Below are 16652 nucleotides of genomic sequence, written 5' to 3'. Positions count from 1 at the left end.
CTGCTTGTATTTCTAAACCAATACATTATTGAAAAAGATTTTTTGAAAAATATGAAAAAAAATAACAAAAAAGTTAAATTATTTTCTTAGCTTTTTGTTTTTAAAAATAATTATTGCAGAAATTACTGAAATTATACCAATTATTCCAAAGGAAGGATATCCAGTAATTTTTGATACTTGAGGTTCAGGAACTTCATCAACTACGAAATCAGTAGTAGGTTCTGCATCATTCATCCATTTTTTATGAGCATCAATATAATACTGAGAGAAAACAGGATTCTCTTGGTCTTCTCCAAGAAGGTCATTAATATATTCATTTAATAACGTAACTACTGCAGTTGAATTCTTTGGGAAGACAATTCCAAAATCTTCTGGACTAAATGTATCAATTATGGCAAAAGTATCTGGATTTGATAGTTTTCCGCTATAAAGTGTAGCATAATCACCCAAAACAGCATGTACTGCACCTTGTTTAAGCGCTTGCATTGCTAATGTAATCGTATCATATGAATTTAATTCACATTTTGATGTTTCATCTTCTAAATACCATTGACTTGTTGTTCCAATTTGAAAACCGATTTTAACCCCATCTTGATCAATAGTTTCAACACTTGTAATGTTTTTTGGATTTTTCATTGACACCATAACTGCCTGTGTACTCTTATAATACCATCTTGTGAAATCCATTGTCTCTTGTCTTTCAGGTGTAATGGTTACAGCTGAACAAATACAATCGTAAGTTCCTGTAGATAATCCAGTGAAAATAGTATCCCAGGCAACATCTTTAAGTTCAAGGGTTACATTAAGTCGATCTGCAATATATTCCATTATTTCAACATCAAAACCTTGAATAGTGTCATTAATCATATTTTCGAAGGGAGGGTATGCTGCATCCATTGCAACAACTATTTTTCCTGCATCGAGAATATCTTGTAGACTAGTATCTTCAATTACTGGATTTGGTGAAGCTGATACATTAATAGTCGGTAATATTACCAACCCCATAAAAATTGAAAGAAGTAATATTTTTTTGTATTTCATTTTTTTCAACCTCATAACTGTTATTCCATACAGCGATGACTATAACAGTTCTAGAAACTTTGTATCTATAACAATAAAAAGGTTCCTTTTCCTTTAAGAAGTGGGACATTGATGGGGTCAAAAGTGCGAATAAGTTTTTAAAATAAAATAAGGAATGGGTGTATCAAGCAACTTTAAATATAAGTTATAGCAACTTCCTGTATATTTTAACAACATATAATTCAAATAAACTTCAGAAGAATCTTTGAAATTTTTCCATTTACACCTTTTAAATGTTTTTTCTCGATTTTGAAATCAGGATTATCCTTTTCAAAATCTAAAAGTGCATCTTCTCGAATTAATTTCACATATTTCCCGATATCTTGCTTAGAAGTGATTACACCAATTTTACTGAACATATCAATAACCCGGTTCTGGGAAATATACTCCAGAAGAGGATTAGGTGCTCTATTCGTTTTTTTACTTTTCGAAGGACGCTCCTCAAATTCAGGATTTTTATTTTTTAGATAGAAAATTATACCACCTCTTCGATATATCTTCGAAAATGGTTTAATTACCAAGCCTTCTGCAAAATCATTTGAGATCTTTGAGACAAATAAGGCAGGATAATCAATAGCTTTTTGTAATCCATGAATTCGCTCGAGTATCGGCACGCATAATTCAGGAAATCGCTGAAGAATTTCAAAAAAAACCTTCTGGGGTTGCAATTTATCATCTACGTATATATCAAAGAAATTTATTCGTTTCTCTCCATACTCGATTCGATTATTTATTCCTTTTCCGAATAATTCGCCTACCAACATTATCTCTTTTTTATATTCAAACACTTTCTCTTTTAGAAACGCTATGAGATTTTGATATTCAGGCTGTTTAATCACTTCTTTCAAGCCGAAATGATCCTTACCTTCATCCAAAATTTGATTTCGGGAGCCCAATACAAGCCTGCCGTCAATTGTAAAACAAAGTCTTACATTCGTGCCATCAATTTTTTCAGTCAGAATAAATTCTTCATTTTTCAATTCAGGATATTTACGGATAAAGGATTCGATGTATTTTTTACGATAAATTGGCTCGATTTCTATATATTTTCTCATCTTTGCATTTTTCACCATAAATATCTTTCTAAATTCTTATATTACAATATTATTTGATAAAAAACCTTTATAAAGTTCTTTAAATTTAGTCGTTAATTTCCATATTTTTACTTTGGAAAAAACTTCGATGCTTTTGAGAATTTCATCAAAGCAGAATAATTTCACTCCAACAAAACAATTAAAGCAGTTTACAAACAAAAAGATAATCTAAAGACAATATCTCTCATTTGTTTCAGAATTTAGGCAATGTGGATAAATTATCTCCGATTGGGATATCCAAGCAAAAAATTCATCAAACAGGAGTGCGAATAAGTTTTTATCAAATTTTAGAAAGAACGGCAGTTTTAATATTTACACTATCTAATTTTACCGACATTTTTATTTTTGTCAATATAATAAAATAAACAGGAAAAAAATTCAAAGAAATAGCACAAAAATACAATATTACCCTTGATAATAAAAAACTTATTCGCACTAAATGTATTAAATACTCCTAAAAGACACTTTACCAAAGAATTTCAAAAATTTTAATAATTTTCATCACTTTCTTTTCATATAATTAATTACACAGGGAAAGTGGTCTAGCTTGGTATCTTTTTGATCTGTTCATTTGAACATGTTAAAAGCCAGATTGATACTTGACTGGGGGTCAAGTGGTCGGGTGTTCGAATCATCCCTTTCCCACCATTTTTTGATTTTGGCCAGTGCTTATTTTCAGCAACATTATTTATTTAAGATTATTTTATTTTTCGATGAATTTTAAAATTGTTCGATTGAAGAAAAAATAAATTTAATCATATAACCTTTATTAGTATATCATAATAGCAACTTAAATGAATCATTCAACCGAACAGAAGGCCAATAAAAATTAACTATATCCAAAAGAGTCTCTTTTAACTTGGGATCATCGACTTGTTCAGCTACAAGTCTTACATATCTTAAAAATTCCACTCTTTCACGGGTCCATCGCGGATTATCAGAATAATAATCTGTTTCAATAAGTTCTCCATTTTTCATATATTCAGGATGCATATACAAGCGTGGATGCGGACCTTTGTAATATACTTTTGAAAATTCTGGAACACCATTATATTCGATGTTATCCCAAAATTCAACCGGTAAATATGTTTCATGCGGAATATAGGGACAATCTTCAAGTGTTAATGTCATCCATGGAATATAACTAATTTCTACTGGTATAGTTTTGATTTCCCGCAGATGGCTTAAGATTAATTTTCTCAAAGAAACACACAGCCCCCAATTTTTAGGAATCTCCTTAATTCGAGGTAGATTATCAGAAGGTGGGGCAAGAGGGAGTGGGTTTTTGAGGCGTTCTCGACTCCAATTATCGAAATCAGTATCTTCTGGAGCTAATCCTTCGTAAACAAAAATTTCTTCTAAGTAGTATGATTTTGAAAAATCGATATTCCAATTATCCAGAAAAATTGCAAAAAAAGTGATTTTCTTTAAATATTTGTATTGATCCGCCGTTAAAGGGATTGTTCTTAGATTTTTACAATAATATAGATCTAATTTTTCGACTTTTGGAGGCCATCCAGAAACAGCATGCAGATCACAATTATCAAGATCAAATTCTTTACAATTTAAAAGGGGCGAAAAATCAATGCAATCATCGATAAAATGGCATTCTATAAAAGAGACGGTGGCGAATTTATCCATGTTTTTTATTAATTTTGCATTTATATTCACCTGCTTGAATTTAATCTCTGTTGTTATTTGGTCATTGTATACAAATTCCCAATCTTCTATTATAAAATTGGTAAAACTTATTTTTTTCAAATTTTTATAACTTTCGGTATCTAAATCAATCTTTTTTAATTGTTTGCAGTCAGATATATATAATTTTTCGATATTGGCGGGTAATTTTATAATTTCCTGGAGATCTGACCTGCATATAACTATAGTAATACATTTTTTGAATGATGAAAAATCAATGAATGGTTCCAAAAAATGACAATCGCTGAAAAAAAGATAAGCTATTTTTTCGATATTTTCTAAAGTATTAATGTCAAACCTCTTATTTTCTACATCTACATTAAATTGGCCATCTCTTCTTAAATCATACTTTATTTTAGGTTTTTTGCTCGTATCGACCAATATTATTATTCTCACCCATCCACTGGCTTTTCTCGCTTTTCTCGTTTTTCTTCTTTTTCTTGCTATTTGATTCTTTTACCATATTTATTATAAAAAAAATACTAAAAAACTTAGCGCTTTTTATCACTGTTAATTGCCAGCGATTCAATTCTCAAGCACCAGAGCCCTCATTTGTTCCATGTAATCATTCCACGTTTTTAGTGCGGCGGGGTTGAAACTTTCATAATATTTCTGAAAATAATTATGTGAATTCTTATAGGAAAATTTTAAAATCAGAATCTGTAATATTTACTATATTAAGATTCTGAAGATATTGAAGAAATTCTTTAGCTGCTTTTGTAGGGATTTTCTTTAATTCATCCTCTAAATCTCCTCGTATCTTTGAAAGATATGGAAAGGTTCTGTCGATTGCTGTAGCAGGTTTATTTGCAACCATTTGTTCGAGGAATTTCTTTTTCGTCCATGCTTTGTATTGCTCTTGTGCAAATTTTTCTATATTTATGTCAACGTAATTGTCCCATAATTGTTTTTCTAAATCATCGATATTTTTAATGGATTGATTGTTGTTAACACTACTATTTTTATTATTTCGTTTGTCTAGAAAAGCTTCAACAATTCTGTCTTCCATATATCCATCATCAATATCATCAATCAATCTTAATTTAGGATTACAGATCAATATTTCTGGAAAACGACTCAAATGCTTTGGTTCTATTTGTAAATATTTCAATTTTTGCAGTTGTAGTAATTCTAAAGGAATTTCAGTAATTTGATTTTTATCTACGTTAATAAATTCAAGATCTGAAAACTTATGGATCAATTGAGGAAATTCGGTCAATCCCAAATCACAGAGTGATAATCGGATAATATGATAGTTTTTCACCTCGAAATTGAAATGCGTATTGTAATTTTTAAAGAATTTGGCTTTTTCGGGATTATTCTGCTTAATTTCGGTTACAATAGTTTGAAGATTTTCTCGCTCATCCAGAAATTGCTTTATTAATGATTCATTAGGGTGTTTTTCTTCTTTGAGAATTTTTTCTATATTTTTACGATATTTTAGTAAATCAGGATGAATTAGATCTGTTTCATTAAATTCTTCTTTTTTCTTCAAGCGTTTATAAAAATCTTCAACTTTCCAAGTTTTAATTAGGAATTTCTTATGCATTTTTTTTTGGAAAAAATCAAAATTACGGTAATCATAATCTTCGAGTTCATCTAGAGGATCTTGTTCATATAATTCTAAACTATTTTCATCGAGTGATAATTCTCCCAATACTGCTGGAACTTCTTCATAAGGGTTATATTCAAACCATAATGATTCAAGGTTTTTTAAATCTTTAAGTTCAAAAGGTAAATCTACAAGATTATTACATTGTACACGTAATTCAACTAATTCTGTCAAATTACCAATTGATTTGGGTAATTTATTTAGATTCAATCGATCTAATTTTAGCTCCACAATACGATAATCACCTAGCAAGACATAACGATCTTGTTCATCAGGTTGTAATTTAGGCGGATCCATTCTAAAATACCAATAAAAATCTAAATTGAGTATTTCGATAGAATTTGATGCTTCTTTCAGTATTTCTTTTAAAAAAATGTAATCTTTTTTAACGATATATTCGTTATTAATTATTCCACAGTCCAACAATTCCAATATTGTCTCTGATAAAGAATTCGAGTAATTGCAACATAATTTCCTTACCTGTTCTCTTTTTGCTTGAAATAATAAAGGGGCAAAAAGTGTAATTGTATGTTCATCGATATCTAAATCAGGAAGTTTTTGTTCTTCGCCAAATTCATCATAATCTTGAAAATATTCTCGATTTTCATCCACATCACAATTTTCTGATTCATTTTCTGATTCATTTTCTAATTTATTTTCAGAGTCTTTTTTTTCTTCTTTGGCTGCTCTCTCTGCTTCTTCCAAAATATCTTTCAAATCTTTTAAAGTTAATTTATTCAATCTTTTTACTAAATTGACATATTGAATTGATTCACGTTTTCGGGCTCCATAATATTCTGCGAAATATTTTAAATATTTGAATTCATTTATTTGATTGCCCATTAAATCTAAATCATCTAAATATTGAAACTTTTCTAAGGTTTTGGGCATTATTTTCAACCCCAAACTTCTTAAAACTATTTTTTTTATATGTTCTTCCGCTACTGCATAACAATTTCTATCTTCATTTTGTATTCTGCAACCTGGAAAATTATTTGGAGGTATATAGACAGGAATAAATCGCCCTATCTCATTGGATAATTCCGCCATCAATAGTTTTTCATCACCAGAGACAGGAAATCCATCATAATCATCTATTGTCCAATGAGTTTTACTCTTTTGCTTATTTGCATAAAAACCATAAATTCTATTACTTCCATCTCTCCCCCAATTTTCAACACGGTGTGTTATTCCTTCAAAATGGGATTTATTCTTGTCAAAATTATTGGAATAATAAATGTTGTTTAATATTCCGCACCATGTTTCAAAATCATCAAATTTAAGCAATTCTTCGATCCACGATTCAATATCTTTAAAGGGATCATCTGAATAAGAAAAAGTAAGTTCAAGATCTTGATACATTGAATCAAACCCGAAAGATTCCATATCTGAAAAGCAATATTGATAATGACTGAACAAGAATGCAATGTGTGCTTTCATTCCTTCTGCACCCCAGTGAGATTGGACGCCATCATAATCTAAATAATAACCTTCTTTTTCAGGGTTCCAGTTTTCAGGTATTATTACTCTTTTCATGGAAGTTTCAATAACCTTAGCTAATTGTGCTTTATACTTCTTTGAATGTTCCCATTTTTTTGCTCTTTCATCAAATTTGTCGTTATCCTCAAAATATGTCCAAAAAAATATACTTATTGCATACATAAATTCCTTTACTTCATCATCTAGATGTTCTATTGCTTCTTCTAAATTCTTATATTTCCAGCCGATTATCCCATAATAAAGCAAAACTTCAATAGAATTACTAGTTTGAAGAACTTCACGAATGAAACGCGCTAATGGAACGGTTTTCTTTACAAAATATGCTTTTTTCATTTACTTGTTTCACCTTTTCTTATTTTTCTTATAAAATATTGGTGTTCTATTTTTTAACTTTTATCTTTTTCTATTATTCCTTCCTTTGATAATTGTTATTTCTTGGTTTTTTTACATGAATTCATGTTTTTTAGTAATTTAAATCACGAAAAATGATCATTTATTTCTCATTATCTTTTATTCTATCTATGAGATATTTTGGACTAAAGATTATACTAAATTATTTCTTTGTTTTTTCTCTAAAAATCGTTGATTTTCTCCAAAGATCTATACCAAGTCTTTTTTTTTCCATCTAAATCATAAATACAATTTAAACTTATTCGCACAAAAGCCTCTTAAATCTGCGAAGGTTATAAAATAACCTGAAATCTAAGAGGCAATTATAATAAAAGAAGAAGAGCTAATATTTGCAAGATTAATAAACCATGAAGAGAAAATACCCTAAGTGATAAGAATAGAGAAATATCATTTATCTTATGAATTATTTGATTCATGGGTGTTTCCTTCATAAATAAATATAATTTAATTTACTAAATGCAAATTTAAATTCTACAATTTTTACTAAATTATAAATCTTATCTACAAAGTTAACTGGTTATAAAAATAGTCTGAAAATTAAAATTGAAATCGTTAATTTCGACTTAAAAAAAGACCCTTCTAATTTTTTCATTGCTTTCTGTTTTCACTGCGAATAAGTTTTATACTTTTAAAATTCAGTGCTGGTACAATTGTGATAAAAAAAATAATTGATATTTGTGAGATTTGTGTTGAATAAATGAAGGTCGTATTTTCTTTAACTATATTTGATCAAAGCAGAAAAAAAGGATCAAAGACAATCGAGTATGAACATTATTGAAATGCTTCTTTCAATCGATTTTTATAAAAAAATATTAAAAAGAAATCAAAAAGATGAAACGTTTATAGGTTTGAACAACTATTAATTGAACTTGATAAAAATGAAATTTCTTTGTTTTAAAAAAAAAATTATTATTGGAATTCTGACTTTTTCGATGATTTTAATTTCAACTCATAATGTAATTGCAAATTATAATATCCCTAATGGTCAAGTGTTAATTTGGCGTTTTACTCCTGAAGAAGGAAATGAATTTTATTTGAAGGTTATTGTGAATTCAAATACATATCCGTTAAATCTTTCAGCATATATATATGATCCTTATGCAGATACATTAACTTTAAGTAATGATTTTTCTATCACTGCAATAAATTATATTTATAATGAAAGCACTTTAAACGCTTTAGATTCAATATATACAACTGAAATAGTCAATAGGGTTTATGCAAACCAATCTGTTGAATGTAAAAAAGTTACAGTGGATTCTGACAATATTTTATATGTTGATACTTCAACAGGAGTAGTTTGTGAAGCATCATTAAATTTAGGTGATGTATCTTATGATTTAAAATTAGTTTCATGGAAAAATGAGGATTTGTCTGCTTTATATTCGAAAAAAACAACAATTGGGACCATTGGTATGGTAATTCCTGTGTTTTTGGCTTTTTCAATCATATTTGCAAGATTAAATCAAAAACTGAACAAAAAAAAATGAAAATCTAGTAAAAATAGAAATTCTCAGATAATATATTATTAAATTAGGTACGAATAAGTTTAAATTAGTTTTCTTCGTAAATTTTTTTATTTCTATTACATAATGCCGCAAAAATAACAGAAATTGCACCAATTGTCGAAAATACAAAAACATCTAAATTAAATCCAGGAATACTGAGATTTGACCAGTCAAAATCTGCAAAGGCATTATTTAAAGAATTTGATTTACTCGAATTGTCAGAATCATCTGAATTAGGATTATCAATGACTGTTATTTCTATGCTATATGATCCAGAATCACCATCACTATCTTCAACTAGCAAAAACACAGAATAAGTGCCTGCTTCCATATATATATGTGAGGGATTTTGTTCGTTTGAAAATGAACCATCTCCAAAATTCCAATAATAATCTAATGGTGGATTGCCACTGATAGTTTTATCTATAAAGTAAACAGTTGTTCCAACAATTACAATAGAAGGTGAGTAATCGAATTCAACAATTGGCTGTAAATTTTCATAAATTGTAATTAAGATGGAATTTATTGATGAATCTCCATCATTATCAGTTACTGTAAATTGAACTGTATAAATTCCAGAATATGAATATGAATGCTTTGGATTTTGTTCACTTGATGTTATACCATCACCAAAATCCCAATGAATGGTAAGTGGAGGATCACCTCCTCCGAAATCACTCCAAAACCAAATTACTTCAGAAGGAATTGCATACGTTTTAGACGCACCGATTGAAGCATATGGTTCGCTATTGTTTTCATTTTGTATAACAGTTATCAAAGTAGATGCATTTGAAGAATCACCATCATAATCATAAACAAGATGGAACACACTATATTCACCAGAAACGGAATAAGAATGATTTACGTTTTGCTCTGTGGAAGTAGTGCCATCACCAAAATCCCAAAAATAAGAGTAAGGAGGGTTTCCACCAGAAGTTATATCAGCAAAGTGAATAATTTCACCCACAGCAACTGTAGTTGCTGAATAAGAAAAAGAAGCCATTGGTAATAAATCAGAATCTATAGTAATAGAAATAGAATTACTACAAGAAAAGCCTTCAGAATCAATAATAGTAAAAATCACAGTATAGATTCCAGAATCAGCATAAGAGTGAAGAGGATTTTGATCATTTGAGGTATATCCATCCCCAAATTCCCAGTGATATACATAGGGAGGAATACCGCCATAACAATTGCCATAAAACAGAATATTATAACCAGTAATTAATGAATATGGAGAAAATGAAATATTGGCACAAAGAGCATCAACAATGTAATTATTTTCGAGAGTATTATTTATTCCTATATTAAAAATTGAACCAATTGAGTTTCTAATTATGTAATTTTCTTTTATCAAGTTAAAACTTGATTCAAAAGCTAATTTCACGGCATATTTTTGATTATAAGAAATATTATTTCTTAATAATACGATGTTAATTGCGCCTTCGTTTAATTTTACCCCATTATTTGAGTTATTTAGAATGATATTACTCTCAAAAATGCAACCATTTGAATTATTGATATAAATTCCATCAGAAGTGTGAATTATAGAATTATTTGCAAAAATTGAATTATTGGTTGAAAGAATAAAAATCCCATTTCCTATCGTGTTAGAAATTTCATTCATATTTACTGTACAATTAATGGATGAATTGATAGAAATAACATCAGTTGATGTTGAATGATTTATAAAAATGTTATTTGAAATTGCACAATTTATCGATTTTTCAAGATACAAATCTACTTTTGAATTATTATTTACTTCATTATTAGAAATTGAACAGTTAATAGAATATTGTATCCATATACCTTTTTCAAGATTACTTAGAATCCTATTATCTTCTAAGACAGAATCAGATGAATTTGATAAGATAATTCCATATGCATTTCCATCTGTAATATTATTACCGAGAATAATACAATCTGAACAATAATTTGCCCATATTCCAGTATATTCATTATTGTTTATTGTGTTATTATCAATTGTGCAATTCAATGAGTTTTGCATGTATATAGCAGAATTACTGCAATTACTAATTATTGTATATTGAATTAGACAATTAGAAGTATTATAGAGAGAAATACCATTATAAGCATTCACTATAATACAATTTATTATTTTTGCGCTCACATTTGAATTTTGGATCAATATTCCTGTGGATCCTGTAGCATCTATAGTAATATTAGAAATAACAAAAGGGTCATTGGAAGTTCCAGAGCCTGAGACAACATCACAATTTAACCAATCAGAATTATTTAAAATTTGAATAGGAGAATGAACTCCGCTACTATTAGGAAAAAGAAATAATACCTTTTCATTTGAAGTTTCTATTCTATCGTTGTTTTTTTTACTGTTGTTTATTCTATTATCAAATGTTAATGCAATAATGAATGAAAATGAAAAGAAGCTCAATAAGCACAAAACAATAGCCTTAATTTTAATAGATTTAGATTTATGTGTTAATAATTTTCCAATAATCATCCTTTATACACTAATTTGTTTGATAGTTACATTTTTATAAATTTTAGATATAAAAATTTTTCTTTAAAAGTGATATTATTTACGAAAAGAATTCATATTTTATATACAAATGATAGTGCGAAAAAGAAAATATCAGTTTAAAGCTGATCTAAAGATATTATTCTCAATAACTTTCATTATCCTATTCTTTTGGTATAGTATTGTTGAAAATAATCCAATTAATGGTGAAAAAGAAGGCTTTTCTAAGGAAACATCAAATATTTTTGCAAACAATACATATAAAATTAATAATATAAATCATTGTTCATCAAATACTAATCTTTTAAACCAATCACACTATTTATTCTCAAATTTTTCAAATGAAACACAGCACATAGATTCATTTTTTTTTCAAAATACCTTTCCAAAAACGTCTCAAAATTCTGATAATTTCGCTTCTTCATATACATCTCAATATTTTTCACAATATTTTTCACAAATAATCCCAGATCTGATGGATAAGCAAAAAATTCCAGGAGGAATTGTTTCAATAGTCAATCAATCAGACACAATTTACAGAAATGGGTGGGGATTTGCAGATGTTTACCATAATAAAAGTATGTCTCCGGAAAATATTGAATTTTCGATGGGCGAACTTTCTGCTATTGTTTCTTGGATTTTATTCATGCAATTTTGGGAGCAAGGAAAAATTAATTTATCCGCTCGAGTTAATACATACTTAAAAAAAGGGGAATTCTCGATTCCAGAGATATTTCCAACTCCAATATTGGTTACTCATTTAATTAGTCATACAGCAGGGTTTGAAGATACAATAATAGGGACCGAAGCTAAAGATATAAACAGCACAATTTCATTAAATACATATATTAAGGAGTACATGCCTTTACGAGTTAGAAAACCAGGGCATCTATCGGTTTATTCCAATTATGATGTAGCTTTAGGTGCGTATCTTTTAGAATTACTGTCAGGACAAGCTTTTCTCACACTTTTCCAAAATCAAATCGCTATTCCATTAGAACTAAATGATACAGATTTTACTAAATCAATTATCTCAGATATTTCTTCATCAACATCTTCATCTTCAGCTGGATCTTCAGCCTTACCTAATTCAACTTATTGCATAGGTTATCAATATAAAGAACGATTAAAACAATTTACTGAAATACCCCAAACTATTGTTAATGATGTCCCTGCACGAGGGATGAAATCAACAACGTATGATTTTGAAAAGATATTACAAATGCTTTTAAATAACGGAACTTATCGTGATAAACAAATTCTTGACTCAAATACTGTTCAATTTATGCAAACACCACTTTTTAAAATAGATTCCAGATTACCAGGAGTTTGTATAGGATTTCAAGAACAAAATTATAATGGAATACGTTTATTAAGTCAATATAGTGAATTTAATGGCATCAGTAGCGCGGCAATTTTAATTCCTGAAAAGAATTTAGGAATATTTTTAGTATTCAATGCTGTCACTGGAATGGAGGCTATTAAAAACCTAATTAAAGATTTCTGTATTTCTGCACTAAATGGAAGTGAAGAAGTTAATCTCAATATTACAGAAGATTTCAATAAACGAGCAAATCAATATATTGGAGCATTTCGAACAGTTGAGCGCCCATATACAACCGTCAAAAAAATTTATGGTTTGCTTACAGAAGAAATAATCATTACAAATCCTGGAGGTAATACTTTACGGATGAATTCCAAGCAAATACTAATAGAAATAGGAAAAGATTTATTTTTAAACAACCAAACTAAAGAAAAAGTCTTTTTTTTAAGAGATGAATCAGGTGAAATTCATTATCTTATATTTGAAAATTCTCCAATGACAGCTTTTGAAAAATCTAGTGTGCTTGATATTCCAATCATTCATAAAATAATCCCAATTACAGCATTAACCACTTTTTTATCTACGATTATTTTAGGTTTTATATTGTTTATTCATAATATGAGAAAGAAATATAAATCAAAATTCAACCAAAAGCAAGAATTATTGATGGCATATCAGCATTATTTCGGAAGAAAAGAGCGAAAATCTTCAAAACATCTAAAAGCCAAAGAACATGCCAATAATCAAGAAAAAAAAAATAACCTAAAGGAAAAATTTAAGAAAGAATTGAATCAAAAAGTAAAGAAAGATGTAGAGCCCCCTTTTAATAATTCTAAAAATGAAATTGAAGAAAAATCAAAAGAACAACATCAACTTACAAATTTAGAAGCATTTCAAATAATTTATAACAGAAGAATGCAAAAACTCGCAATTATTTCCTTAATAACAATGTCATCATTTTACTTACTTTTCGCTGGTATTTATTATTGGTATGATACCACAGTGCCTTGGTTTCAAACCGGATACAGCCAAACACCTATGATCTTAATATTTATTCTTCCATTAGTTGCAAGGTTAATAAATTTATCAACTTTAGTATTTTGGCTTAATGTATGGCGCGATAAATATTGGACACGTTGGCGTCGAATTCATTACGGTTTTGTATGTACGATAGGTTTACTCTCTATTTGGTGGTTATATTATTGGAATTACTTTGGCTTTAATTTTTGAACGAAAATTTAAAGAAATCTGCACCATTACAAGCCATAAGGAGTTTTAAAAATTATGGCTGAAAAGTTGGATGATGCTGCAACAAAAATTCTAATGTTGATGTCACATCGGGGATTTATATGGGGACCTTCTCCAGAAATCTATAACCCAGTCAAAGGATCATATGAATTTGGTCCTTTAGGGAAATTAATGAAAAATAATCTAGAAAATTATATGCGTAAAAAATTCCGAAAATATCAATTTTGGGAAGTTCAATGCCCGTTAATTGGTTCTGATATGATTTGGAAAGCTTCAGGACATGCAGAACGGTTTTTTGATTTTATTGTTCAATGTACTAATCCTAAGTGCCAACGCGTTCATCGAGCTGATACACTTTTAGAATCATTGGGGTATAATTTAACATCTTTCAATGCAGATGATTTTCAAAGAATTATTTCAGAAGATAAAATTCTTTGTCCTGATTGTCAAGGAGAATTAGGCAGTGTAACGACACAGAATTTAATGGTAACCTCACAATTGGGATTTCCAGCAAGTGAATATATCTTACGGCCTGAAACTGCCACTACAACATATTTGCTTTTTCCCCGTTTAATTCAATTTTTCCGTACAAAAATCCCGATTTTTGTGTTTCAGATGGGTTATGCATTCAGAAATGAAATATCACCCCGTAAAATGCTCTTGAGAACTCGAGAATTTGAACAATGTGAAGGACAAATATTCATTACACCAGAACAAGAAATGAAATTTGAATTATTCAGCCAAGCTGCACAAGAAAAATTACCTCTTTGGTCCGCCAAACAACAAATTGCTGGAGAAAAAGATATTCAATTCATTTCTTTACAAGATGCTCTGGATCAAAAAGTATTACAGAAACCAGCATATGCATGGCTGTTATTTTTAGCATATGATATAGTAAAAGGATTAGACATACCCCTTGAAAATATACGATTACGCCAGCATAAAGATGATGAAAAAGCCCATTATGCACATGATGCTTGGGATTTGGAGATTAATTCTAAAATTTATGGATGGACTGAAGTATGTGGAATTCACGACAGGGGAGATTATGATTTAGCTCGTCATTATAAATTTTCAAAAAAGAAGCGACTCCAAGTTCCAGGTCAAAATAAGGGTGAAAAAATAATCCCACATATTTTAGAGATTGCATTTGGATTAGGAAGATTATTTTTCTTCTGCTTGGAACAAGCTTTTAATTTTGAAGAAGAACGAAACGTATTGGATCTTCCAATCCAAATTACTCCGATTCCATTTGCAGTATTTCCTTTAATGAAAAAACCTGAAGAATTGAGTAAAATTGCTATGGAAATATATCAACAATTAATAGATAACGATTTGGGAGCAATTTATGATGAAACAGGATCAATCGGCAAAAGATACCGAAGAACTGAAGAAGTTGGTGTCCGTTATGCCTTTACAATTGATCATCAGACTTTAGAAGATGATACATTAACAATAAGAAATATTGAAGATATGTCTCAAAAACGCATTCAGCAATCAAATATTATTCCAATTGCGACAAAATTATTGCGCGGATCTATTACTTACGCAGAAATCGAAGATCTTTCGTTAAAAGATTAAAGAAAATAAAAAAGATTAGTTATTGATTTTCTTGTTTTTTTTCTTTTTGTCGGAATGCTAAAGATATTAATACTGCGGAAGAACTCCAAATTGCATGCCCTAAAAACAAGAAAATTAAAATTAATGTATTTGATGCTTCCATTCCAGAAAAAATAACTCCTGTAATACCCCAGTAATATAACCCAGATGTAAAAGAAATAATTCCCCATCCTAAAAATCGGGCTCTTCGTTTGTAGTCTTCCTCCATGGGTCGAGTTCTTAGAAAATTTAATTGCTGAACCATCAAAATTGTTGCAAATGTAAAGAAAAGGACCAATGAGAGTGAATTGACAATACCCCACTTTGATGTTACATGTACTTCTCCCAATTCTATTACATGTACTTCAATTTGATCCAGATAGATAATTAGTATAATAAAAAGTACTGCTAATATGGGGTATACTTGTTTTTTTTGAATTTTAATTTTATAATGAGGAGGAAATATAGGATCTTCTGAAAATAAAAAATCTTCATTAAGATTTATACCTCTACTAATTTGCACTGCTGCGGCACAATAATTCCATGCCATAAATAATGCTCCAGGGATTGCACAGTCCCTCAGAATATTTGCCCATAATAAGGAAGGAAATTCAACCATATATCCATAATAAACTGTATTTACTGGTGTTGAACTCGGAATAGATAATGGAGCAATAACATATATAATTGAATCAAAGAACATATATACTATCCAACCGCCTAATCCTGTGATAAAGAATCGATGAAGAGAAGGCCGGTCAGAAAATTTCACACCGATGTACTTCTTATTAAGTGCATATACTGCATAACTGTATAAAGCTAACTCGATAATCTTTGCAATTAGCAAATAAACTTGGTTTGTTTCTATCATAGTTCCTCATCTTGGAAAGAATATTGAGGTAATAAATATTTATATCATTCTTGAACTTCAAAAACTTTTTGCTATATTTGAGAGTAATAAGAAAAATGTATCCAATTTTAAGTTAAAAGATAAATCTGTGATTTTGAAAATAAATTTATCTTGATTATTCTGCATTTTTAACTTTATTTTACTAATGCATTTATTTCTAAAAAGCCA

General features: G+C 29.2%; 9 protein-coding genes and 1 tRNA gene. 4 read left to right on the top strand and 6 right to left on the bottom strand.

Features of this window, described 5'->3' with window-relative positions; genetic code table 11:
- Positions 1–78 precede the first annotated feature (78 nt).
- Both ACXLDF_RS15090 and ACXLDF_RS15085 read right to left on the bottom strand, forming a co-directional pair.
- Positions 79–1041: a transporter substrate-binding domain-containing protein gene (locus tag ACXLDF_RS15090; protein ID WP_457559377.1), complete on the bottom strand. Its 963-nt coding sequence runs from the start codon at positions 1039–1041 to the stop codon at positions 79–81.
- A gap of 221 nt (positions 1042–1262) precedes the next feature.
- On the bottom strand, positions 1263–2135 hold the full coding sequence (locus tag ACXLDF_RS15085) for an RNA ligase family protein (protein WP_457559376.1): 873 nt from the start codon (positions 2133–2135) through the stop codon (positions 1263–1265).
- A 570-nt stretch (positions 2136–2705) separates the two neighbouring features.
- On the opposite strand from ACXLDF_RS15085, the gene ACXLDF_RS15080 reads away from it, so the two are divergent.
- Positions 2706–2822: transfer RNA gene (locus tag ACXLDF_RS15080), tRNA-Pro, on the top strand.
- 129 nt (positions 2823–2951) lie between these two features.
- Here the strand turns inward: ACXLDF_RS15080 and ACXLDF_RS15075 are convergent.
- Complete coding sequence (locus tag ACXLDF_RS15075; protein ID WP_457559375.1) at positions 2952–4253, bottom strand: hypothetical protein; 1302 nt, start codon at positions 4251–4253, stop codon at positions 2952–2954.
- Between the two features lie 253 nt (positions 4254–4506).
- Complete coding sequence (locus tag ACXLDF_RS15070; RefSeq protein ID WP_457559374.1) at positions 4507–7317, bottom strand: hypothetical protein; 2811 nt, start codon at positions 7315–7317, stop codon at positions 4507–4509.
- A gap of 1010 nt (positions 7318–8327) precedes the next feature.
- On the opposite strand from ACXLDF_RS15070, the gene ACXLDF_RS15065 reads away from it, so the two are divergent.
- A complete protein-coding gene (locus ACXLDF_RS15065; protein ID WP_457559373.1) occupies positions 8328–8885 on the top strand; it encodes a hypothetical protein in 558 nt (185 codons plus the stop codon).
- Between the two features lie 64 nt (positions 8886–8949).
- Here ACXLDF_RS15065 and ACXLDF_RS15060 read toward each other — a convergent pair whose 3' ends face one another.
- Positions 8950–11385 carry a PKD domain-containing protein gene (locus ACXLDF_RS15060; RefSeq protein WP_457559372.1) on the bottom strand — a complete coding sequence of 812 codons (2436 nt, stop codon included), beginning with the start codon at positions 11383–11385 and terminating at the stop codon, positions 8950–8952.
- Between the two features lie 109 nt (positions 11386–11494).
- Here ACXLDF_RS15060 and ACXLDF_RS15055 point away from each other — a divergent pair, with 109 nt between their 5' ends.
- Entirely contained in the window at positions 11495–13957 is a 2463-nt protein-coding gene (locus ACXLDF_RS15055; protein WP_457559371.1) for a serine hydrolase, read from the top strand.
- Between the two features lie 54 nt (positions 13958–14011).
- Entirely contained in the window at positions 14012–15556 is a 1545-nt protein-coding gene (gene glyS / locus ACXLDF_RS15050) for a glycine--tRNA ligase (RefSeq protein ID WP_457559370.1), read from the top strand.
- Between the two features lie 19 nt (positions 15557–15575).
- Here the strand turns inward: glyS and ACXLDF_RS15045 are convergent, their stop codons facing one another.
- Complete coding sequence (locus ACXLDF_RS15045; protein ID WP_457559369.1) at positions 15576–16445, bottom strand: hypothetical protein; 870 nt, start codon at positions 16443–16445, stop codon at positions 15576–15578.
- Between the last annotated feature and the right edge of the window lie 207 nt (positions 16446–16652).

The sequence above is a fragment of the Candidatus Harpocratesius sp. genome (assembly GCF_054039255.1).
Note: the sequence above shows the minus strand (reverse complement) of the source record. Positions and strands in the feature narration are given on the sequence as shown.

Bases quoted from the DNA above. Each gene is read 5' to 3' on its own strand.
- ACXLDF_RS15090 (WP_457559377.1), bottom strand. From the start codon at position 1,041: ATGAAATACAAAAAAATATTACTTCTTTCAATTTTTATGGGGTTGGTA.
- ACXLDF_RS15060 (WP_457559372.1), bottom strand. From the start codon at position 11,385: ATGATTATTGGAAAATTATTAACACATAAATCTAAATCTATTAAAATT.
- ACXLDF_RS15070 (WP_457559374.1), bottom strand. From the start codon at position 7,317: ATGAAAAAAGCATATTTTGTAAAGAAAACCGTTCCATTAGCGCGTTTC.
- ACXLDF_RS15045 (WP_457559369.1), bottom strand. From the start codon at position 16,445: ATGATAGAAACAAACCAAGTTTATTTGCTAATTGCAAAGATTATCGAG.
- glyS (WP_457559370.1), top strand. From the start codon at position 14,012: ATGGCTGAAAAGTTGGATGATGCTGCAACAAAAATTCTAATGTTGATG.
- ACXLDF_RS15085 (WP_457559376.1), bottom strand. From the start codon at position 2,135: ATGAGAAAATATATAGAAATCGAGCCAATTTATCGTAAAAAATACATC.
- ACXLDF_RS15055 (WP_457559371.1), top strand. From the start codon at position 11,495: ATGATAGTGCGAAAAAGAAAATATCAGTTTAAAGCTGATCTAAAGATA.
- ACXLDF_RS15065 (WP_457559373.1), top strand. From the start codon at position 8,328: ATGATTTTAATTTCAACTCATAATGTAATTGCAAATTATAATATCCCT.